Below are 21,648 nucleotides of genomic sequence, written 5' to 3' on the forward strand. Positions count from 1 at the left end.
TGTACTTCAAGATGCTGTTTGCATCTTGAAGGAACCAGCGTATAAGCTGATTTTTTAAGTTGTTAATGGGTGATTGTAGTGGCAGGTGCTAGCGAAACGTCGAATTTAAAGCAGCAACTTGCTTTTATCAGTCAAAGTGCTGGCGTTTATCTATTTTTAAATGCCGAGCAACAGGTATTGTATGTTGGAAAGGCACGGAATTTAAAAAAACGTCTCACCAGTTATTTCCGCACTCAGCAAAGTAGTCGTGTTGCGTTGATGATGAGACAGGTTACTGCTATTGAAACCACGACGACTGAAACTGAAAATCAAGCGTTACTACTCGAAAGTAATCTCATTAAGCAACTCAAACCGCGCTATAATATTTTATTACGCGATGATAAAAGTTATCCCTATATTATTTTAAGCAAACATCAAAGTTATCCGCGTTTAGCGTTTTACCGCGGTGCCCGCAGCAAAGAATACCATTATTTTGGGCCGTTTCCGAGTATCTTGGCGGTCCGAGAAACTTTAAATTTATTGCAGAAATTATTTAGAATTCGGTCATGTAAAGATAGTTTTTTCCGCAATCGTACTAGACCCTGTTTACAATACCAAATTAAACGTTGTACCGGCCCGTGTGTCGGGTTGATTACATCAGAAAATTATCAGCGTGACGTGAACAATACCGTTTTATTTTTACAAGGAAAAAATCAAACGGTTATCGAGGATATTGCTGAACAAATGGAAAAGGCTGCGCAGGAATTAGATTATGAGACTGCAGCGCGTTTGCGCGATCAGATTGCAGCGCTGCGAGAAATTCAGCAAAAACAAGTGATTACTACCGGCCAGGGAAATTTGGATATTATCGGTTTAGCACAACAAACCTCTCATTATGTATTGTATGTGATGAATGTGCGTCATGGCCGATTATTAGGTGGTAAAGCCTATTTTCCGAATGTTCCTCCAGAACATGCCGCCGCGGAAGTGTTATCGGCTTTTATTGGACAATTTTATTTACAAACTGAGGTTGCGCATAGCATTCCTGAACAGATTATTTTGCCATTAAAAATTGCTGAACAAGCCTGGTTAATAGCTACGCTAGCGGAGCGTTCGGGACATAAAGTTAAATTACTGAATAAACCGAGTGGTGAAAAGCAGCACTGGATGATATTGGCCAATGAAAATGCACAACATGCCTTAGCTGCGCATCTTTCGGATAAATTGGCGTTTTATAAACAACTCGAATGTTTGCAAACGGCGTTGCGCCTAGATAATTTACCGCAACGTTTAGAATGCTTTGATATTAGTCACACACAAGGCGAAGCAACAGTGGCATCGTGCGTGGTATTTGACGAACAAGGTCCACGAAAAATGGATTATCGGCGATTTAATATTGAGGATATTACGCCTGGCGATGATTATGCGGCGATGCGTCAGGCACTCCTACGTCGTTATAAATATTTGAAAAACGAAGAAAAAAATTTACCGGATGTTTTATTAATCGACGGTGGCAAAGGACAATTAAAACAGGCCGAACACGTTTTAGAAGAGTTACAGATCAGTGGCGTTCTCATTATAGGTGTGGCGAAAGGACCGGGGCGTCGATCAGGACGGGAAAGCTTATATCTTTCTTCCGGATCGCAAGCGATTACATTACCCGCTGATTCATTGGCCTTGCGTGCTATTTTAACGATACGCGATGAAGCGCATCGTTTTGCGGTCACTGGTCATCGGGGTCGGCGTGCAAAAAAAAGACGAACTTCGGCATTGGAAGATATTCCAGGTATCGGCGCGAAACGACGACGCGAATTATTACGCCAGTTTGGTGGATTACAAGCCTTACAAAATGCCAGTGCCACCGATCTCGCTAAGGTACCCGGTATCAGTAAACGTTTAGCCGAACAGATTTATTTAGCTTTAAAAGCCTAAACTAACCGGTTACACTAAGCTAATCACCACATTTGCTAGCGGCTGGTATACACCTTATGGGTATCCCCAATATATTGACTTTTCTGCGCATTGTTTTAATTCCATTTTTTATTTTATTATTTTATTTACCCTTTCGGGGGAGCCATATACTGGCCGCGATCATTTTTATTTTTGCTGCGATGACGGATTGGTTAGATGGTTATTTAGCACGCAGCTTAGGTCAAGTTTCTAAACTAGGTACATTCCTCGATCCGGTTGCGGATAAATTAATTGTTGTAACTGCGTTGATATTATTAGTCGGTGATCGCGCTTTACCTTATTTAGCGGTTCCCGCGATTGTTATTATTTGTCGCGAAATTATGGTATCCGCATTGCGTGAATGGATGGCAGAAATTGGTAAACATAAGCACATGGCCGTAACCATGATAGGGAAAATAAAAACAACAATACAAATGTTAGCCATCATTTTATTATTACTATACAAACCGGGCGCTTGGATAGGATTTGCTTGGTTGGGTTATGTGTTACTTTATCTTGCCGTATTGTTAACGTTATGGAGTATGTGTTTATATTTAAAAGCAGCTTGGCATGATTTATCTTCTTGACAGTATTTTTCATGCAGTTACAATAACACCCGTTTTGCGGGAATAGCTCAGTTGGTAGAGCGCAACCTTGCCAAGGTTGAGGTCGCGAGTTCGAGCCTCGTTTCCCGCTCCAAAGTTTTTATTTTTAGATGTTATAGATACAGAGGCTGAAGTATTTTTGTTAAGTTCAAGGCGGATGATTGTTGAGGAGCGGAATGTATTGCGAAGTACATGAGCACCTGAAACAAGCATCCAGCGAAGAAATTAATAAAAAGACAAAGCCTTTAGATATAAAAAGATTGGCTGGGTGGCAGAGTGGTCATGCAGCGGCCTGCAAAGCCGCGTACGTCGGTTCGATTCCGGCCCTAGCCTCCAGTTAGAGAGCAAGAAAAAGAAAGATAATAGTATATTGCCCGGGTGGCGAAATTGGTAGACGCAAGGGACTTAAAATCCCTCGGTGGTAACACTGTGCCGGTTCGAGTCCGGCCCCGGGCACCAGATTTATTCAATTTGTATTTTTAAAGTAGTCCAATGACATTTTTAGTCACTGAAAAATGTATACGTTGTAAATATACCGATTGTGTCGAGGTATGTCCGGTCGATTGTTTTTACGAAGGGCCGAACATGTTGGTAATCCATCCTGACGAATGCATTGATTGTGGTCTGTGTGAACCAGAATGTCCAGTCAATGCTATTTATGTCGAAGATGATTTGCCGAAAAAGTATCAAAAATTTTTAGCGTTGAATAAAGAACTCGCGCAAAAATGGCCGAATATCACGCACCGCAAAGATCCGCCTGCCGACGCCGATGAATGGAAAGACAAAGAAGATAAATTACAATATCTTGAAAAATGATTACGCTAAAAATTTCATTTTTACGCAATATTATTTATTAATAAATCTAATAATTAAATAAACAACAATTTTTATGGATGAAAATTACCAGAAGCAATATGCTTCAAGTTCCATTGTTGTGCAACCCATCCACAATAATCTATTAGAATTAGTTCAAAAAAATAAAACCATCCCCGCTTTTTTAAATAATTTAACTGCGAATGACCCGCGACTGTGTTGCTTAAAAAAAGCAATTCGTAAAGGAAATTTTCGGGCAAAAATTTGGAATAATCGCGATTGTAATTTATATCTTATTTATCTCATTCAAGAGCAAATGATCCCTTTTTGGCAAGGGGTTACCGCTTATGTCTATCTGATTGCAAAAATGCAGTATACGCAGAAACAAGATTTGCGTGCTGAGGATCAGGATGTCAAATGTAATTATCAAGTCGAAATTGTTTCTTTAGTTAAGGCGGGAAAAATAACAATTCTGGGTTATCAATATTTGCTTGGCATGATGCATGCTTTGGAGAACTTAAACACGCATTTGAATTTTGATCAATTAGTCGATTATGTAGTAAAACTGCCACGCATCGAACAGTGGTTAATCAAAACGGAATTTGATCATCACCTGACACAGCGCGAGAGTCAGTATGATGCTAATCGTTTAGTTTGGGTACTGATCAACAATTTACCGTTGCTACAAAAAATTAGTGTAGGTAATTTTGAAGATCCAACCACCCATTATTTAATACCTTCTTCCTCGCTGATCAATTATGTTTTGCAAGCGCTGAATCAACAACCGCTGCGCATGCGTCCGGTTTTGGGCAATCCAGGCCTAGAAACTTTGTATAAATGGCATAGTCAAAATTTTCATCCGGTTGCATTGTATGCTCCGCAAATTTTGTCGAATCCTAAAGATGCTGATGGTTATCGATGTGGACCGCTTCCCATGTACTTACATGATATCGGACATATTTTTTGGGGAAGTATGTTGTCAGGAACCCAACGTAATTATATTTTCACGATTTATATTCCTGCTTTGCGTTACTTAAAAAAAATAGCAGAAATGTTTGGGGATGAATCGAGTATTGAATATCTGCAAGAAGCTATAAAAAAAGCTTACGATTTTGATTTGACAGCGATTATGGATTACGCGAATGTAAAGACGCGTTTTATTACCTATCTTGCACATACCATGGGTAAAAATCCGATTTATCCAAGCTGTATATTTACAGGAGCTTATGAGTATGAAGCGATAGGCCGAGCAGAAGGCGATACGTTTTATTTTTTACTGCATTATGGTATGTATACTGCTAAAGTGCCGAATGCTTTTAAAAAGGTCTATGAAACGCTAATAAGTTTTATTTCCATTGGACAAAGTTATAGAAAGTTGTCTATTGTTGAGGCGCTGCAGAGATTGGCTAAAAATGCAGTAACCGATCCAGATGCTTTATTTGCTGGTGATCCGCCTGTAGTGAAGCTAAATACCCTAGCTTGGCATAGCTTGTTGAATTCAGGTTTACCGAGTGCAGAACTCTGGTACAAAATGACCAGGGATGCTAATTTAGCCGATGAGCTTTTGCAGATGATCCAACAAGGATTGAATTTTTTTTCTCCTTATTTGCCTATAATACTGCCCAAACGACTCGCTCTGCTTGATTATTTAAAAAAACAACAACCTGACTGTGCAAAAATTAGCAAAGATCAATCCAGTAATGCTAATATTGTGAATAAATTTCGATCCCAGTTTTTTAACTCCCGGGACAATGAAACGGGTGAACCTGAGGCCAATGACTGTGGCGAAGGGTTAAAGTATAACTAAAATGTATGTCACTTAAGCTATTAGCCATTGATACTTGTACCGAAGCGTGTTCGGCGGCTTTGTTGTACGAAGAGCTTATTCAGGAACGCTATCAATGTGCACCGCGCGCCCATTCACAATTGATTTTGCCGATGATGCAATCCTTGTTAGATGAAGCGGGGCTTATGTTACGCGATCTGGACGCGTTAGCTTTTACACGTGGACCGGGTAGTTTTACTGGAATACGTATTGCGGCAAGCGTTATTCAAGCGAGTGCTTTTGCTGCTGATTTACCGGTTGTGCTCGTGTCTAGTTTACACTGTTTGGCACAAGGTGCTTACCGAGAATTGCAAGCGGCGCAGGTGCTAACGGCTATCGACGCGCGTTTACAGGAGGTTTTTTCTGCTGCCTATCGTTTACATGCCGACACCGCAATCATGCAAGCCTGCGGCATTGAACAATTATGCCTACCACATCAATGTGATACGAACGGTTTAACCCGTTTTGTGGGAGTTGGTAGTGGTTGGGATCAATACCATGACTTATTCGAAACAGAATTCAAGAATCGGTTGCAGCGTTGGGTTCCACAACGCTATCCTAAGGCCTATGACGCTGCGGTGATTGCCGCCGATGCTTATCGACGTGGGGAAACAGTTACGGCAGCCGAAGCTTTACCCACTTATTTAAGAGAAACAGTTGCTCTACGACGAGGTTGCGATGGATAAATATTTGCTCAGTATTCTAGTTTGCCCATTATGCAAAGCAAGTTTGGTGTATGAAAAATCTGCTCAAGAACTCGTCTGTCGTTTTGATCGTTTGGCTTATCCTATTCGCGATGAGATTCCGATTATGTTAGAGACGGAAGCGAGAAGAATAACCTTAGAAGAATATGATCGCTTGAGTTAAAGCGATTTTATTTTTTAATGTTTTTTTATTCAAGATTATTACTAATTCAGTAAATATAAAATTATTTTTTTTAATTTAATGATGTAGAACCTAATGGCTTAACAGTCTCTCTATTAAGTAACACACTCTTGAAAGCGCATAACAGCGTTAAAAAACTTTCTAACTTTAAGATAATCAGGCTGAAATCTACGTTTTAGTCTAATTAACTTTTAACTGTGATCAGCATTGTTAATGAATCTCATTTTTCTTTTTACAATAGGTTTGCTCTGAAGGATTTTATTTAAATCACTTAAGCAAAACCTAAGTTTTGGCATTTATACTTAACTATGTCATGTTGCATTAAAACAGCAATATCGAATTCATAAGCGCGTAACAAATTTCCACAAAAGAAAAATAATTTCATTATGCAATTCAAGCAATTAATCGAAGCAAATAATCAATTATTACTCGAAGAAAATTTTTCTGCTTATATAGAACATTTAATTCAGCTAGAAGATATTCTAGAAAAGGAGTTTGTCCAAGAGGTTAATAATTGTGCAGAAGGAACATTCGCTGAAGAAACGGATCAAAAGAAACGATTCTTTAAAACTATCGCAAATCGCTTCACATTTAAATTTTTATGTTTTCCCTCTAAACGGCAGGATTTATGTACAAGGCTTTGGAATCTACTAAGCTTTTTAAAGGCATGGGAAGATCCTGGGTTACGTAAACAAGAAGACAGAAAATTACGTAAAGAGATTACGTTCAAAGGCGGTATAGATAAATCTTTTCGGGGATCTATCCATGCGGCTTTGATCGCGGAAGTTAATAGATTACAGAATGAAGTCAGTGTATTTATCGATAAAGATTTAGCTCCTATCCATTCTGAATCAAAAGCAGAACTTATAAATTGTCTTACTGACTGTATTCATGCATTAAAGAGTGAAACACCGGAGGATATCCGTCAAACTTTTGATAAAGCCGCTGACGCTATTTTATCTTTTACCCCTCCAGCAGATAAGTTTTTACATGGATTTGCTATGGGTATTGGCTTGCTTGCCGCATTAGCCGTCGGTTTGGCTACCGGTGGATTTATATTCTTATTATTGAGTGGATTGGGTACTTCTGTAGCAGTGGCTGGATTGGCTGGGTTGGCTATATTTTCTGCTAGTACTTATGCAAATTATGGACTTTTTTCTGTTCACAGCAGTAAATTTTTACGCGCTTTAGCAAAAAGCGGTGGCATCACCGAAGTGATTGACCAACAGGGTAAACGTAGGCAATTGTCACTACGTATGAAATGTTTGCTGGTCTTCGGTGCTGTTTTATCAGTGGGTGTGGGTCTCAGCAATGCTTCTTTAACCATTATGTTTGGTATGGCCTTACTTGCTACGCTTTTCCCAACACTACCGGTGGTATTACCCGCTATCTTAATCAGCGCTTTAGTATTCGGAATGACGATAGGCTTAAGCTTAATTATATTTAAAGCATGGGTTTATTTAGTGGATATTATTCAAACCAAGTTCTCTTCGGGTAAAGAGTTTTTAGAATGGTTTATTAAAGAAATAAAAGCATTGAAAAATCTTACAGGTACGCAGTTATTAAGTTATCTTTTACAAGTTGTGTTTACCGGTTTTGCATTGTTTGGCTTATTTTTCATCTGTTTTACCGGGATTCCAAGCTTAGTTCCTGCATTGACTTTAACAGGTTCTTGGATCGTGGGTTTTGCTGCGTTTTTTGGAGATCTTCCGTTTACAGTCAGCACTATCCTTAATTTCTGTAGTGGTTTCAGGCAATTGTTTTCACGAACTGAGCCGAATACGACACAGGAGACTGAAGAGGGAGTGTCTACAGCAAATAAACAATCTCTTTTGGGTCGGATTGCGCATGGTCTTTTATTATTTTTAAATGCAGCAGGTCGATCCATTCAAGTTTTCGATGGAAAACTCATCTCAGCTTTTGCCGCCGTAGCGTGTTTTTTTTCTGCGTTAGCGGGTACGCTGGGTAAACAGGATGATTATGCAAAAATTCGTAGAAATGAAGCGACCAAAATTATCAAAGATTCATTGGTCGAGTGTGGATATAAAACGTGTGGAAGTACTGACCTAGCTGAAAATCCTGTTTACGAAAATAGATCTTCTTGCGTATTGTTTCCTGCGCTAAATATTACTTTGCCATCACCCATTTCTGAAACTGAGCTGAGCCCGACTACTGTGGGAACCAGACATTCAATTTAGATCCGGCTAACAGCTGATATTTTTTACCGATATATCCTACGGATATGCTAGACTGAACGATTTATAGAGTCCGAGCTCTGCATCTGATTCAAGAATTAAAAAAGGTTTAGTTTCATGATAGATGATTTGCAACAAATTATTCAGCAAGCGGCACAATCGATTGCCGAAGCAAAACGTTCTTTTGATTTAGAACAATTACGTAGCTCGCTATTAGGTAAAAAAAGTGCATTAAATGATTATCTTAAAAAATTAGCACAGTTGCCAGCGGCTGAAAAACCTAAAGCCGGACAAGCCGTTAATCAAGCTAAGCAACAAATTGAAGCCTTGTTGAAAGCGCAGAATGAGTTATTAATCAACCAAGAAATCAACGCGCAATTGGCGAGTGAAAAAGTCGATATCACCCTAGCGGGTCGTGGCCAGTCGAATGGCAGTTTGCATCCGGTAACTCGTACGCGTAATCGCATTGTCGATTTTTTTACCGGCGTGGGTTTTACGGTGGAACAAGGTCCCGAAGTCGAAGATGATTATTATAATTTTGAGGCACTGAATATTCCGAGTAATCATCCAGCGCGTGCTTTACATGACACCTTTTATTTTGCGAATGGCTTGCTGCTGCGCACGCATACGTCGCCCGCACAGATACGCGCAATGCAAGACACTAAACCACCGATAAGAATGATTGCACCGGGTCGAGTCTATCGTTGCGATTCTGATGTCACACACACACCGATGTTTCATCAAGTCGAAGGATTGTTAATCGATGAATCCGCTAATTTTTCTGAGCTTAAAGGTTTATTAACACAATTTTTACAGAAATTTTTTGAAAAAAATGATCTATTGATTCGTTTTCGTACCGCTTATTTTCCATTTACTGAACCTTCGGCGGAAGTAGATATCCAATGTGTAATGTGTGACGGAGCAGGCTGTCGTGTCTGCAGTCAAACCGGATGGTTAGAAATATTAGGTTGTGGCATGGTGCATCCGAATGTATTAGAAAAAGTGGGTTTAGCGCCAGATAAACATCAAGGCTATGCGTTTGGTATGGGCATCGATCGTTTAGCGTTATTACGTTATCGAATTCCCGATTTGCGTTTAATGTTTGAAAATGATTGTCGTTTTTTAGAGCAATTTTAATATGAAAGTAAGTGAACAATGGTTACGTACCTGGGTGAATCCTAACTTAAGTGTCGAGCAATTGGCTGAACAACTTACTTTAGCCGGCTTAGAAGTCGCTGCAGTGCATCCGGTTGCCGGAGCGTTTCATAAAGTCGTTGTCGGTGAAATATTAAGCGCAGTGCCGCATCCCGATGCCTCACGTTTACAAGTGTGTAAAGTGAATATTGGTACGGATTCATATTTGCAGATCGTGTGTGGTGCTAAAAATTGTCGAGCAGGTTTAAAAGTTGCTGTTGCACAAGTAGGCGCGCAATTACCCAATGAGGTATTGATTAAAGAAGCTAAATTACGCGGTGTGGTTTCACAGGGCATGTTATGTTCCAGCAGTGAGTTAGGTCTCGCTGAAGTAACACAAGATGCTGGGATCTTGGAATTACCTAATGATGCACCCCTCGGTAAAGATATTCGCGAGTATTTGCAATTAAATGATCATTGTTTGGATATTCATCTGACACCTAATCGGGGTGATTGTTTAAGTATCAAAGGTTTAGCCCGTGATATTGCTGCCATAACGCAGCAAACATCGACGGAGCCTGCCATTGTCAAACAGCCGGTGCTTATAGAAGATAAATTGGCTATTAAAGTTATCGCCGTGGCAGATTGTCCGCATTATGCCGGAAGAATTATCCGTAACATCAATACGCAAGCCAAAACACCCTTATGGATGCAAGAGCGTTTACGTCGTAGTGGTGTGCGTAGCATTCATCCCGTGGTGGATGTGACAAATTATGTGATGTTAGAACAAGGTCAACCTCTGCATGCTTTTGATCTTAAGCAATTAAAAGATGAGGTGTGTGTACGTTATGCCAAGGCGCAAGAACAAATCACTTTATTAGATGGTAAAAATTTAGTTTTAGAGTCAAATACCTTAGTGATTGCGGATAAAAACCAAGCACAAGCCTTAGCTGGTATAATGGGAGGTTTGCATTCAGCAGTCACCGAACAAACTCAGGATGTATTTTTAGAAAGCGCCTTTTTTAATCCCACACGCCTTGCCGGTCGTGCTAGGCAGTATGGATTGAATACCGATGGTGCCTACCGTTTTGAACGCGGTGTGGATCCGGCTATTACTGTGTCGGCTTTGGAACGGGCGACAGAATTATTGACTGAAATAGTCGGCGGTCAAGCAGGGCCTATCACACAGGTGCAATCAGCAACCGAACCTAGGTCTAACATAAAATTTCGTCCGGCGTATTTACAAAAATTTTTAGGCTTTTCCTTAAACGAAGAAAAAATTTCAACAATTTTTGCGAGCTTAGGGATTAATGTACAGCATAAGGATGTGCACGCTTGGCAGGTAACGCCACCGACTTGGCGTTTTGATCTATCCTTAGAAGTCGATCTCATCGAAGAGTTAGCGCGGATTCATGGTTATCAACATATTCCAGCCATACTGCCGAATAGTCCTTTAAGATTTTTACCGCAATCTGAAACACAACTTTCCTTAACTCGCCTGCAAGATTTACTTATCGACCGAGGCTATCATGAGGCTATCAATTATAGCTTTACAGCGCCTAAACTGCAGCAAACGGTAATTCCGCACGTTGAATCAATAAGTTTGCTAAATCCTATTTCCAGTGAACTCTCAGTGATGCGCACCAGTTTATGGCCGGGTTTGTTGAATGCCTTACGCTATAATCAACAACGACAGCAATTAAGTTGTCGTTTATTTGAAACGGGCGTTTGTTTTCAGTTGCATAAAGAAAAATTTGAACAGCAAGAATATTTAGCTGCCGTTGCCAGTGGGCATAGTTTACCGGAACAATGGGCTGTTGCTAATACCCCCTTAGATTTTTTTACGATGAAATCTGATCTGGAAGCCTTATTGAGTTTAACCGCTAAAAACGATATTCAGTTTATCCCAGGAACACATCCTGCTTTACATCCCGGTCTATCCAGCGACTTACAACGTGAGGGTAAGATTGTCGGTTATTTTGGCGCTTTACACCCAAAAATTATCACTGAGTTAGATTTAATTGGTCCAGTGTATTGTTTTGAATTAGAAACTTCCGCCATTAAGCACAGACATTTTCCACAATTTAAAACTTATTCTAAATTTCCTATGGTAAGACGGGATATTTCTTTTTGGGTGGATGAAAAATATCCCGCACAAACTATTTTGCAGCATGTGAATCATAAAGCGGGTGAGTTGTTGTATCGATCCTTCTTGTTTGATGTCTATTTTTCAGAACAAGAATCGCAAAAACGTAGTTTAGCTTTGGCTTTATGTTGGCAGCACCCGACACGTACCTTAGTTGATGCTGAAGTGGATGATTTAATGCAAAAAGTAATCGACAATCTTAAACAGAGTTTTGCTATTCATATACGGGATTAAAGTACTATGAGCCCAGTGTTAACCAAAGCTGATTTGATTAACAGCTTAAGACAACAAGAGCCCAGTCTCAGCCGACCTCTAGCAACAAAACTGGCGGATGCTTTTTTTGAAGAAATTGTATTAGCATTAGAAAAAGGGGAGCCCGTTAAAATCTCCGGTTTAGGTAGTTTTCGTCGGCGTAGAAAAAAAGAACGACCGGGTCGAAATCCAAAAACAGGTGTGACAACCATTGTAACTTCGCGGAATGTGGTGCTATTTCAAGCCAGTCAGAAATTAAAATCACAATTAAAGAACCAAAAAAATTAATTTTTAATCTTTTGTCATTGCATTTATTGTAAGGTTTAATTGTTTTTGGATTTAATTGCTAGTTGCGAGTTGACGATCCTAACATTACAATGTGCGCTGTTCGGGGCGTAGCGCAGCCTGGTAGCGCACCTGCATGGGGTGTAGGTGGTCGCTGGTTCAAATCCAGTCGTCCCGACCAAAGTTTAATACAATCGCTGTATATCTTTGCCTGCTTAGTGTAGGATAAATATTAGGAATATAGTTTATTTACCTAAAGTCAGGAGATAAGATATGGCAATTTATGAAAATATCTTAGTAGCGATAGATTTACACCCTACCTGTGATGACATTATCTTGAAGCGTGCACACGCCTTAACCAAAGGTGGGCATATCAGCTTATCGGTCATTCATGCAGTGGAACATATTAATGCTTATGGTGTTGCTCAAGCTTACCCTGCTGTCATCGATTTAGAAGGTGAAATGCTAGCTGAAGCGCAAAAACAATTAGCAGAAGTATCGAAAAAATTTGATATCCCTGCAAAACATCAATTTGTTGAAGTCGGATCCCCTAAAGTGGTGATACTCGATAAAATGAAACAATTAAAAACTGATTTAATTATCATTGGCAGCCATGGTCGACATGGTATTGGTGTGTTATTTGGTTCCACAGCCAGTGCAGTGATCCACCATCTATCCTGTGATGCTTTAGTGGTGAAGATCCCGGAATTAAAAGCCTAATAATTTATCGTTAAGATTAGTTAAAACCATCCCTTAATTATTACAGTAGCCAACAAAATAATTTGTTCGCTCGTTCTTAACGATCCGATCTTTTTGTTGTAAATTTCCTAATCTCATAACAGAAATCAAAGCGCTACGTGATTCAGTGGAATAATTATCTCTATTTAAAGAAATGGACCCTAATAAAGCTTACACTAAAGCCATACAGTGGGTTCCATTACTCTCACTTTCCGTTAATTTTGATAAAAAAATAGAAAAAACATAAAAAAATTTTTATCGGAAGCATGTATGTTATCCGGCATGGAATTAAAAAAATTCCAAAAAATTGTCGAGTAGATAGGCCCAGAGAATATTAAAATTTTTGCTGATGCACAGGCTGGTAAAGCGCGTTACAGCATTCCAAAACATTCTCTTATGACATGATGCCGAACAATCTGTTTCTTATAGACCATCGATCTAGGTAATACATTGAAGAAGTCAATAAATCAACAGTCATTTCTGGCTGTTGATTTAATATTTATTCGAATTGATTTATTTCTTTTTTTTGTTAAAAATTAAATTTCAGCATTATTCAACTGCGTATAAATTAAAAAATAGTAAACACGAATTAACTCAAAAAATTTTATCTAGAATATTTATTGCAAGTTACAGGCCTTAGTCATTCTCAATTGAGATACTGCAAAATTTGTTTATCTTAAATTTTTGAGCTACAGTAAGGGGGTATTACTGTCAAATGAGCCAAAAATAAGACGTTTAGTGTGTTACGAGAGTTTCACTTGCTTAAATAAAGGAGTATTTATGTTCAAAAGTCCGAGCGTTTTAGACTGGATTGCACTAGTTATCTTATTTATCGGTGGTTTGAACTGGGGTTTAGTCGGTTTATTCCATTTCGATTTAGTTACCGGCATCTTTGGAGATTACAGCCCGATAGCTAGAATTATTTATATTATCATTGGTTTATGTGCAATTTATGTACTAGTCCGTGCGATTAGTTGTTGTAAAAATCACGTTTCAGTACCTTAAGTCGGTATCTGCTCATCAAAAAACCTCCCGTCTCGTACGGGGGGAAACTATTTTTTTAAATTTAAACTTATAAAGTCCTACGTATCTCTGTTAATAAGCATTTCGAGTTTATCCCATAACCAATTTATTTTATAAAGTAATTAATTATTGCTTAATCTATTTTGGTAGAATGTCATCAATGTAGTGAAAAAAGAAGTCTATGTTGAATTCTAAACAAATAATTAACACACAAACTTTTTTTTGGTAGCCTCTAATGAGGCAAATCCGATTTTTGATAGACCCTTTCAGAAATTTACTCTTGATCCAAATGGAAAAGATAAAAAAGGATTGGAGCACATTTGTTATGGAGATTCGAATGGAGGAGGCCATATGCATTTGAACCAAAAAAACTTAGAGAGTAAACGTAGGGCGCTTCATGAGGCACACTCTCCAAGAGCTATAAGCGATTATGAGAAGTTAAAAAATAATTTAGATGAGAATCTTAAAAGACAGTGCAAAATATTAGATGAAAAATACAAATCAGAAGGCAGTGGCGGTATACAATTAGCTTCTCTTGCACTAGAGAAAGAAAAGATAGAAACTAAATGTAAATTAGCTGCTAAAGAAGGCCAACACAAATTTAACAAAAGAGTCGAAACTGCTGTAGAAAACGAAATTAAACAACTACAGAAAAGAAGGGATGAAATTATTAAAAACGAAAAAACCACGCATAATTTTTTTCCCTCAGAATGGGGACCATCAGAAATAGGATATAGTTAAGGATGTCGTTAATGATAATAATTCAATAATATCAAAGCTTCTAACTCCAGAGATAAGGCAAGAAGACCAAGGAGCTAGAAGTTCGTCAAGGGGCTGTGATAAGCGTGTGCATGGACCGACATGGGAAGTAAAAGGTGAATATAAAGGTAAACATAAAGGCGATTATAATGAAATATCAATTATAGTTATAATAGCTAAGGATTCTAAAAGTCAAAAGCTAAAGTTAATATCTGCTTATCCTGTAAATAAGATTGAAAAACAGCAACATTTATCGCTAACTCTTTCAAAATGATTAGTGATGTTTTACTGTCTTTCTTAAACGCAAGGGATTGTTATTTATTGAATTATTCAATTAAATTTGTACTTAATTCCACTTTTTCAATTTTTTCAAAGCGTGAGGTAATTTTATCGGCCGAGGTTTTAGCGTCTTGAATATCGGTATAGGCGAGCTGTATGTGACGGGATAGATCGTCCATGCGTTTTTTGAAACGTGAAAAATCTTTGGCTAAGACACTCAAATGTTGTTGTATCAAATGGATTTGCTCGCGGGTCGCGGCATCTTTTAAAATAGCGCTTGTGGTGGTGAGAACGGCCATCATCGTTGTCGGTGAGACCAACCAGACGCGTTGACGCTGTGCTTCTTCGACCAAATCATAATAATGGGCGTGAATTTCGGCAAAAATCGCTTCAGCAGGAATAAATAATAAAGCACCTTCTGAAGTTTCGCCGGGAATAATATATTTACTGGCGACCGCTTGTATATGATGGCGGATATCCTGGCGAAATTGCGCTGCTGCTGCGCGCTGTTCACTTTTTGGTAGATCGATCTCGGTTAATTTTCTAAAACCTTCTAAGGGAAATTTAGCATCGATGGCGATGCTACCAGTGGGTGGGGGTAGCAGTAACAGACAATCGACACGCTTTCCATTACTTAAGGTATGTTGCAAACTGTAATTTTTTGCCGGTAAGACATTTTCGATTAAAGCATGCAGTTGTACTTCGCCAAAAACACCGCGTGAGCGTTTGTCGGCAAGAATTTGTTGTAAATTAACCACATTCGTGGAAAGTTCAGTGATGCGTTTTTGCGCTTCATCGATCAACGCCAATCGTTTTACCACATCAGCAAATGTAGCGGTGGTTTGTGCAAAGCCATCAAATAAACGTTTTTCGACTTGACCACTAATCGCCAGTAATTTTTCTTGAGTGTTTTCAGTTAATTTATCCATACGTTGACTGATGTGTTGCAAACCTTGCTGCAAGCTATCTTGTAACAGCTTTAAACTACAGAGTTGGTGTTGATCAAATTGTTGGCGATACGTATTAAGTTCGAGTAACAGTTGCTCTTTACTGGCAGCTGTATGGCGTTGATCAATAACCCGCGCATCGTGCAGTTGATTGAGTAAACGATTGATATCTGTCCAACGACTTTCCATTTGGATTAATTTGTCGTGTTGACGTTCTAATTTATAAAAATGCAATAATGTAAAAGCGATTAAGCTGGCAAGCAGCCCTAAAGTGATATATATAAAATACAGGGGCATAAATTTTTCCTACTCTTAGAATGCTATGGGGACTATAAAAAGCAGCATATTGATCATAAGTTTTCTCTTGATATGGCCATGCTTAGCCCACGCTGAGAATAGAGATCAACAACGAAAACTATTTTGGCAGGCGCGGCAGCTGTTAATGACTAAACATTATGCACAGTTTTCTGCTTTAAAAGTTAAACTAAAAGATTATCCTTTATATTCTTATTTAATTTTTATCAAATTAAAACAACAAGGGTCTTATGCCAATAGCGGCGAAATCGATGAGTTTTTGCAAACCTATAACGATACACCTTTGGCCGTTAGGCTACGTGCTGATTGGTTAGCTTATTTGGCCAAAAAACAGGATTGGAATCATTTCATTCATTACTATCAACCTATTTATGGTACACCATTACAGTGTTATTACCTGCAATCTTTATTAGCCACGCAACAAAAATCTTTAGCGTTTAAAAAAATAGCCGCACTTTGGTTAGAAGTTAATTCACCGACGAGTGTTTGTCGTAAAGTTTTTGGTCGTTGGGAGCAATCCGGCGGATTGAATTCTGCTTTAATTTGGAAAAAATTAGATCAAGCGATGAACAAAAATAATGTCAACGTTGTCCAACACGTCGCACAATTTTTACCGTCTGCACAACGCCAACACGTTAAACATTGGTATCGAGTGCAACGCTATCCCGGGTTAATTAAATACAGCAATCAATTTGATCCCGATGATACTATCGATCGAAAAATTTTATTGTTTGGTATGAAACGTTTGGCGAATAAAGATCCTATTACATTAGCAGAAGACTGGTCGCAATTAAGTAAAGCCTATGATTTAACTGAAGCAGAAACCCAGCAAATATTGGCCGTTCTCGCCGTCGGTTTAGCCAGACGTGGTCACAGTACAGCGGGCGCTTGGTTAAAAAAAATTAAACCGGCTTATGCTGATGCGACCTTACGTGAATGGCGCGTGCGGAATAGTTTGTTAAATGGTCAATGGAACAAGGTGCTTTATTGGTTGGATCATTTGTCACATAAAGAACAACAACAACCGTGTTGGCGTTATTGGCGGGCGCGGGCCTTAGCTGAGACCAAGCAAATTGCAGCGGCAAATAGCATCTATACAAGTCTCGCTAAAGAAGTTGATTATTACGGTGTGCTAGCCAGTCAACGTTTGAAGTTAAATTATCATCCGTCTACACGTACTATTTTGGGTGATCGTGCAGCACTCGGGAATAATCTTGCTATACAACGAGCTAAAGAATTGCTGGCTTTAGGTTTTGTTGGTGAAGCGCGTCAGGAATGGTTATGGGCACTGGATAGTTTGAGTTTGACTGAACGGCAAGCGGCGGCGCAATTGGCTAAACAATGGGGTTGGTATGACTTAGCTATTGTGGGTGCGAGCAAAGCGAATATTCACAATGATATCAAATTACGCTTCCCCTTTGCTTATCGGCGTTCAGTACTGGCTGCTGCGCGTAAAGCCCATTTAAACTCGGCGTGGGTTTGGGCGATCATGCGCCAAGAGAGTGCTTTTATGTGGAATGCTAAATCCAGTGCGGGCGCGTTAGGTTTAATGCAAATTATGCCGCGTACCGGTAAACAGTTAGCGCATGGGCTAGCGTTACGTCGCGTGGATTTGCTGGATCCAGAACAGAATATTCGTTTAGGTAGCGTTTATTTAAGACAGTTATTAAAATTATTCGATGGCAATGCGACCTTGGCCACCGCTTCTTATAATGTTGGCCCTAATCGGGTGAAGCATTTTCAAGGATTGTATCAACGTCTACCAAAAGATGTTTGGGTAGAGATTTTACCCTGGAAGGAAACCCGCGATTATGTTAAAAGTGTCAGCTTAGCGCGCAGTATTTATAATCAAATCTAATTACTCTTCATACTAGAATTTTTGACTAGGTTGTCATTCACTGCAACATTATTTTGTGATGCTAAAATTATGCGGTGAGAGTGCAAAAAATAAATTTTCATTACAACTGACGCGCAAACGGGCATAATCGGTTGGTTTAACTAGCTTTGGGACTACAATGGCAAAACTTCCTTGATTGGGAGCTTTGCTGGCCAAACTTTTGGGTAGAAAAGTATATCCACCATCGGTAGATAGATCGATACGTACTGTTTTACAAGCAATCGGTTCGTGATTCGTTCCGGCAACATTCCAATTCACCCATTTCTTTTCGCCACTTTTCCAGGCGGTGTCCACAGGTCCTACTGAGAATATAAATCCGGTATTTAAGACATTGATCAGCATATCTGCATGGGCAGTGGTGGCTTGTTCTTGAAGATTATCGCGTACCGTCAAACGAAAATGTAGTTTTCGCGTCGTGCTTGGATAAACTTCACCCAAGCCTAATGCTTCTTTGCCGAGTACCGCATTTAAACGCGGAAAGATACGTTCGCCGCTGCTGTTGGGCAGATACGACCGGAAGATCGGACCTTGCCCGTCATCTTTTAGTGGAGTTTTTATGGGTTGTGTGGGGCCGAGATCCATTTGCTCCCAAGTATAACTAAGTTTTGCCTGACGATGCGGCGAATGCGCATAGCCATGTAATACAAAAGGTGTATTAGCCGGAATGGTTATTATGCGTTTACCGAAGGGTGCACTAGAGCGTGGATCGATTACCGGCGGCCAACTTGGATTGGATAGTTTTTTGGCACACCCACTTGCCGGGCCTACCAGAAAGGCTTTTATTTGATCAATCGACGCGGCATGGAAATATGGATCTTGGTGGTTTTGGAGATTTTCCAAACTGTCCTGATGAATAGGAGTCGTATATTCGTCATAACATTCGCCTGCATAGGACATAAGCGTGGAGCCACTGCCGGGTTCGAATGCGGTGTGCTCTGTACCGGGATCAGGGTTGCAACCATTAAACGTGTGTGTGGCACTGAATTGGTGACCTATCTCATGCGCAACTATTAAATCAAACCTGAGTTCACTTAAATCTTTTTCGGGAGGATTGGGTGTACCGTCATCCGCTGGTGTGGCTGAGCCACTCGAACCATCTGCCTTGTTGGCTGCTTGGCATACGGTTCCATTGGTTGTTCCACCACCAATCGCTCTGGAAAAGAGATGACCTAGATCATAATTTTTAATACCGATGATTGAGTTTAAGACAGTGATGTGTTTTTCTCGCGCTTGATCGGGATCTAAATTTAAATAGGGATCGGTGGTGGGATTGGCAAAAATAATTTTATCGTTGTCTTTGACGAGAATTAAATGGATGCCTAAATCAGTTTCGTAAATTTCATTAATACGATTAATGGTACGTACGGCATTAGCGAGTCCGCCTTCAACAGTGCCGCCATATTTTTTGACGTAATCACTATCCATGGCAATCGCAATTCGATATTCACGATGGATATTATCGTTAGTCAGCCGCGGTTTAGATTTAGTTGGCTGCTGAGTCGTGTTTGGGTTAACGGTTAATTTTTCGCGTAGGGGTACACTGCGTGTGCGTAGCGCTTCGAGTCGAAAACTTTGATAGGCTTGCTTATTGTTAAACTTATTTCCAACCGGTTGTATTAGCCAATTACCGGATGTATCAAACACCATCGCCTGCAAGCCGCCTTGTTGCGAAATATCTAAGCGTAAACGCCGTCCTTCTTTGTCAAATCCTTTTAAGCTGAGAAGATTAGGATATCGTTTGGCAAGTTCCGGTGGCATGCTATGGGCATTGGATACGGTAAATAATGAGAAATCGCCTTCAGGTAAGGGCAATAATAGCTCTGCTGTATTTCTTCTGCTCAGATCGTGACGTAAAGCGTTTAAAGACGCATCATTTAGACTAATAATGCGATAATAGCTTGGTTGTAGTTTTTCTGTTGTTAAGCTTAATGGTGTTTCACTATTCGTATCTTGCCAAACATTTCGCACGCTAGCATGACTTGGGATGGTTAGCGTGACGAGCAACAGTGTGAAAAGGCTTATGGAGAATTTTTTTAGCTTAGCTAGGAAACACTTTGTATATCGCATAAGACTGATCTGAATATAAGGAAAACAAGGATTTTAACCCTGTTTTCCTTATAATAATAGCTTTTTATTCTATTTACAGTCCGTCTTTAACGATGCATTTTTTTAACAACGATATTGTTGGTTACACCGGTGACGCCTTCAACTTGTTTAGCGAGCATGCCGGCTTTTTGTTTTTGCGCCCAACTATTTGCAAAACCGCCGAGTTTGACTTGGCCTTTATAGCTCATGACTGAAATAGCGAGACCTTTTACATCTGGGTCGGCTAATAATTTAGATTTTACTTTTAAGGTAATGACGCTACTGTCAACATATTGACCAGTAGTTTCTTGTTGCATGGCGCGATGGCTGCTCATGGCTATCGTGGCTACCATCGGTAATGCGATTAAGCCTAAGATAACAAATAACTTTGCTTTCATAGTATGAGTACTCCTACTTGAAAATAGAACCTCGATCATTTTGTGTATAAAATTTTATTCTATGAAGGGTTAGATTTTAAAATAGATGACTGAATAACCAAATAAGTAACAATACAGCAATAGGTATGCCTAATAACCAAGCAATTAAATATTTCACTATCCCCCCTCGTTTTTACACTCTTCTTTGAGAAAATACTCTTCGCACTTAAATTTTTGACTGTGTTGCCGTTCAATTCGCAATCCTCATGTATCTTGAATACATTCCGGTTGCTCATTCTCGCGGCGCCTTGCCAAAAATCCAATTGCTATAAGTATAAAAATGTTTCCCTATAAAAAGATTAGTCAAGTCAGCAGATAAATCAAGTACTCCCATTTTAAAGGAGATAGGTTATGTACATAAAATGCACAAAGGCATTGCTGCGCACAGCAATGCGCACTATGAAAATGAGAGGTACACTACCGATGATATTTTGGAAAATGTATTAAAATGGAATATCGTCATCAAATGCTTCGCTAGCCATTTCTGGTAATTTGTCAGCTTCGCGTTTGGGTCGCGTAGTGGCAGTGTTTTGTGTAGCAAAGGAGGGTGATTCACTGACCGCGCCGCCACCGCGACTATCTAACATTTGCATTTCATTGGCAATAATTTCGGTGGTATAACGATCTTGGCCCGTTGTTTTATCTTGCCATTTGCGTGTTTGTAAACGCCCTTCAATATAAACTTTAGAACCTTTTTTTAAATACTCATGGGCAATCTCAGCAAGGCGTTGGAATAAAATCACGCGGTGCCACTCGGTGCGCTCTTGTTGTTCGCCGGTCGCTTTATCTTTCCAGCTTTCGCTCGTGGCAAGGTTAATATTGGTTACCGCTGCACCATTGCCAGGCATATGACGCATTTCCGGATCAGCACCTAAGTTGCCGATTAAAATAACTTTATTAATGCCTCTAGCCATGTTCGAATACTCCTGCGCTAACTAAATTAAAACAGTTTAACATTGAATTCTAAATCTTGTCGCACAAAAAAGAAAGCGTTAAAAAGGAGATTTTTAGAGGTTTCTTTTCATTATTTTCAAGGTTATAGTGTGGTGTTTCAGCAATAGCTGATAAAGATTTTAGCTTTTGTATCAAAACTTTCCTA

General features: G+C 39.6%; 19 protein-coding genes and 4 tRNA genes. 19 read left to right on the forward strand and 4 right to left on the reverse strand.

All coding sequences use genetic code 11. The features are described 5' to 3' along the window. The first annotated feature begins 78 nt into the window (after positions 1 to 78). The 18 genes from uvrC (at position 79) to AAHI99_RS03410 (ending at position 14,863) form a co-directional block, all read left to right on the forward strand. Complete coding sequence (uvrC, locus tag AAHI99_RS03325) at positions 79 to 1,911, forward strand: excinuclease ABC subunit UvrC (RefSeq protein WP_342228253.1); 1,833 nt, start codon at positions 79 to 81, stop codon at positions 1,909 to 1,911. 56 nt (positions 1,912 to 1,967) lie between these two features. Next, positions 1,968 to 2,516 carry a CDP-diacylglycerol--glycerol-3-phosphate 3-phosphatidyltransferase gene (gene pgsA, locus AAHI99_RS03330; protein WP_342228254.1) on the forward strand — a complete coding sequence of 183 codons (549 nt, stop codon included), beginning with the start codon at positions 1,968 to 1,970 and terminating at the stop codon, positions 2,514 to 2,516. Positions 2,517 to 2,552: 36 nt separating this feature from the next. Next, a tRNA-Gly gene (locus AAHI99_RS03335) sits at positions 2,553 to 2,628 on the forward strand. A gap of 168 nt (positions 2,629 to 2,796) precedes the next feature. After that, positions 2,797 to 2,870, forward strand: a tRNA-Cys gene (locus AAHI99_RS03340). A gap of 36 nt (positions 2,871 to 2,906) precedes the next feature. Next, positions 2,907 to 2,993: transfer RNA gene (locus tag AAHI99_RS03345), tRNA-Leu, on the forward strand. 33 nt (positions 2,994 to 3,026) lie between these two features. Continuing rightward, the gene (fdxA, locus tag AAHI99_RS03350; protein ID WP_342228255.1) at positions 3,027 to 3,350 is read left to right on the forward strand and encodes a ferredoxin FdxA; all 324 of its coding nucleotides are present in this window, start codon (positions 3,027 to 3,029) and stop codon (positions 3,348 to 3,350) included. A 73-nt stretch (positions 3,351 to 3,423) separates the two neighbouring features. Next, a complete protein-coding gene (locus AAHI99_RS03355) occupies positions 3,424 to 5,154 on the forward strand; it encodes a hypothetical protein (protein ID WP_342228256.1) in 1,731 nt (576 codons plus the stop codon). A 5-nt stretch (positions 5,155 to 5,159) separates the two neighbouring features. After that, positions 5,160 to 5,858 (forward strand): tRNA (adenosine(37)-N6)-threonylcarbamoyltransferase complex dimerization subunit type 1 TsaB, encoded by a 699-nt coding sequence (tsaB, locus tag AAHI99_RS03360; RefSeq protein WP_342228257.1) that lies wholly within the window; start codon positions 5,160 to 5,162, stop codon positions 5,856 to 5,858. Beyond that, positions 5,851 to 6,039, forward strand: a complete 189-nt coding sequence (locus tag AAHI99_RS03365) for a Trm112 family protein (RefSeq protein WP_342228258.1) — start codon at positions 5,851 to 5,853, stop codon at positions 6,037 to 6,039. The genes tsaB and AAHI99_RS03365 overlap by 8 nt, the downstream gene beginning before the upstream one ends. Before the next feature lie 404 nt (positions 6,040 to 6,443). Then, the gene (locus tag AAHI99_RS03370; RefSeq protein ID WP_342228259.1) at positions 6,444 to 8,255 is read left to right on the forward strand and encodes a hypothetical protein; all 1,812 of its coding nucleotides are present in this window, start codon (positions 6,444 to 6,446) and stop codon (positions 8,253 to 8,255) included. 114 nt (positions 8,256 to 8,369) lie between these two features. Further along, entirely contained in the window at positions 8,370 to 9,389 is a 1,020-nt protein-coding gene (gene pheS, locus AAHI99_RS03375; protein ID WP_425288727.1) for a phenylalanine--tRNA ligase subunit alpha, read from the forward strand. Between the two features lies 1 nt (position 9,390). Then, complete coding sequence (pheT, locus tag AAHI99_RS03380) at positions 9,391 to 11,766, forward strand: phenylalanine--tRNA ligase subunit beta (protein WP_342228260.1); 2,376 nt, start codon at positions 9,391 to 9,393, stop codon at positions 11,764 to 11,766. A gap of 6 nt (positions 11,767 to 11,772) precedes the next feature. Beyond that, positions 11,773 to 12,072: an integration host factor subunit alpha gene (locus AAHI99_RS03385; RefSeq protein WP_342228261.1), complete on the forward strand. Its 300-nt coding sequence runs from the start codon at positions 11,773 to 11,775 to the stop codon at positions 12,070 to 12,072. Positions 12,073 to 12,173: 101 nt separating this feature from the next. Beyond that, a tRNA-Pro gene (locus AAHI99_RS03390) sits at positions 12,174 to 12,250 on the forward strand. 92 nt (positions 12,251 to 12,342) lie between these two features. Next, entirely contained in the window at positions 12,343 to 12,789 is a 447-nt protein-coding gene (locus AAHI99_RS03395) for a universal stress protein (protein ID WP_342228262.1), read from the forward strand. A 798-nt stretch (positions 12,790 to 13,587) separates the two neighbouring features. Further along, a complete protein-coding gene (locus AAHI99_RS03400) occupies positions 13,588 to 13,812 on the forward strand; it encodes a DUF378 domain-containing protein (RefSeq protein ID WP_339051445.1) in 225 nt (74 codons plus the stop codon). Positions 13,813 to 14,181: 369 nt separating this feature from the next. Next, positions 14,182 to 14,571, forward strand: a complete 390-nt coding sequence (locus tag AAHI99_RS03405) for a hypothetical protein (protein WP_342228263.1) — start codon at positions 14,182 to 14,184, stop codon at positions 14,569 to 14,571. Positions 14,572 to 14,677: 106 nt separating this feature from the next. Next, positions 14,678 to 14,863 carry a hypothetical protein gene (locus AAHI99_RS03410; RefSeq protein ID WP_342228264.1) on the forward strand — a complete coding sequence of 62 codons (186 nt, stop codon included), beginning with the start codon at positions 14,678 to 14,680 and terminating at the stop codon, positions 14,861 to 14,863. 52 nt (positions 14,864 to 14,915) lie between these two features. Here AAHI99_RS03410 and AAHI99_RS03415 read toward each other — a convergent pair whose 3' ends face one another. Beyond that, positions 14,916 to 16,112 carry a DNA recombination protein RmuC gene (locus AAHI99_RS03415; RefSeq protein WP_342228265.1) on the reverse strand — a complete coding sequence of 399 codons (1,197 nt, stop codon included), beginning with the start codon at positions 16,110 to 16,112 and terminating at the stop codon, positions 14,916 to 14,918. 25 nt (positions 16,113 to 16,137) lie between these two features. On the opposite strand from AAHI99_RS03415, the gene AAHI99_RS03420 reads away from it, so the two are divergent. Next, the gene (locus tag AAHI99_RS03420) at positions 16,138 to 17,988 is read left to right on the forward strand and encodes a transglycosylase SLT domain-containing protein (protein WP_342228266.1); all 1,851 of its coding nucleotides are present in this window, start codon (positions 16,138 to 16,140) and stop codon (positions 17,986 to 17,988) included. Positions 17,989 to 18,036: 48 nt separating this feature from the next. On the opposite strand, the gene AAHI99_RS03425 is transcribed toward AAHI99_RS03420, so the two are convergent. The 3 genes from AAHI99_RS03425 to ssb form a co-directional block, all read right to left on the reverse strand. Next, complete coding sequence (locus AAHI99_RS03425; protein WP_342228267.1) at positions 18,037 to 20,094, reverse strand: reprolysin-like metallopeptidase; 2,058 nt, start codon at positions 20,092 to 20,094, stop codon at positions 18,037 to 18,039. Between the two features lie 86 nt (positions 20,095 to 20,180). After that, positions 20,181 to 20,510 (reverse strand): BON domain-containing protein, encoded by a 330-nt coding sequence (locus AAHI99_RS03430; protein WP_342228268.1) that lies wholly within the window; start codon positions 20,508 to 20,510, stop codon positions 20,181 to 20,183. A 482-nt stretch (positions 20,511 to 20,992) separates the two neighbouring features. Next, the gene (ssb, locus tag AAHI99_RS03435) at positions 20,993 to 21,463 is read right to left on the reverse strand and encodes a single-stranded DNA-binding protein (RefSeq protein ID WP_342228269.1); all 471 of its coding nucleotides are present in this window, start codon (positions 21,461 to 21,463) and stop codon (positions 20,993 to 20,995) included. Between the last annotated feature and the right edge of the window lie 185 nt (positions 21,464 to 21,648).

The organism is Rickettsiella endosymbiont of Rhagonycha lignosa (genome assembly GCF_964031165.1).
In the GTDB taxonomy this organism is placed as follows: Bacteria; Pseudomonadota; Gammaproteobacteria; order Diplorickettsiales; family Diplorickettsiaceae; genus Aquirickettsiella.

Coding starts and splice junctions, on each gene's coding strand:
- pheS (WP_425288727.1), top strand. CDS start 8,370: ATGATAGATGATTTGCAACAAATTATTCAGCAAGCGGCACAATCGATT.
- pheT (WP_342228260.1), top strand. CDS start 9,391: ATGAAAGTAAGTGAACAATGGTTACGTACCTGGGTGAATCCTAACTTA.
- AAHI99_RS03405 (WP_342228263.1), top strand. CDS start 14,182: ATGCATTTGAACCAAAAAAACTTAGAGAGTAAACGTAGGGCGCTTCAT.
- fdxA (WP_342228255.1), top strand. CDS start 3,027: ATGACATTTTTAGTCACTGAAAAATGTATACGTTGTAAATATACCGAT.
- AAHI99_RS03415 (WP_342228265.1), bottom strand. CDS start 16,112: ATGCCCCTGTATTTTATATATATCACTTTAGGGCTGCTTGCCAGCTTA.
- AAHI99_RS03420 (WP_342228266.1), top strand. CDS start 16,138: ATGGGGACTATAAAAAGCAGCATATTGATCATAAGTTTTCTCTTGATA.
- tsaB (WP_342228257.1), top strand. CDS start 5,160: ATGTCACTTAAGCTATTAGCCATTGATACTTGTACCGAAGCGTGTTCG.
- AAHI99_RS03355 (WP_342228256.1), top strand. CDS start 3,424: ATGGATGAAAATTACCAGAAGCAATATGCTTCAAGTTCCATTGTTGTG.
- AAHI99_RS03400 (WP_339051445.1), top strand. CDS start 13,588: ATGTTCAAAAGTCCGAGCGTTTTAGACTGGATTGCACTAGTTATCTTA.
- AAHI99_RS03395 (WP_342228262.1), top strand. CDS start 12,343: ATGGCAATTTATGAAAATATCTTAGTAGCGATAGATTTACACCCTACC.
- AAHI99_RS03425 (WP_342228267.1), bottom strand. CDS start 20,094: ATGCGATATACAAAGTGTTTCCTAGCTAAGCTAAAAAAATTCTCCATA.
- ssb (WP_342228269.1), bottom strand. CDS start 21,463: ATGGCTAGAGGCATTAATAAAGTTATTTTAATCGGCAACTTAGGTGCT.
- AAHI99_RS03365 (WP_342228258.1), top strand. CDS start 5,851: ATGGATAAATATTTGCTCAGTATTCTAGTTTGCCCATTATGCAAAGCA.
- AAHI99_RS03430 (WP_342228268.1), bottom strand. CDS start 20,510: ATGAAAGCAAAGTTATTTGTTATCTTAGGCTTAATCGCATTACCGATG.
- AAHI99_RS03385 (WP_342228261.1), top strand. CDS start 11,773: ATGAGCCCAGTGTTAACCAAAGCTGATTTGATTAACAGCTTAAGACAA.
- pgsA (WP_342228254.1), top strand. CDS start 1,968: ATGGGTATCCCCAATATATTGACTTTTCTGCGCATTGTTTTAATTCCA.
- AAHI99_RS03370 (WP_342228259.1), top strand. CDS start 6,444: ATGCAATTCAAGCAATTAATCGAAGCAAATAATCAATTATTACTCGAA.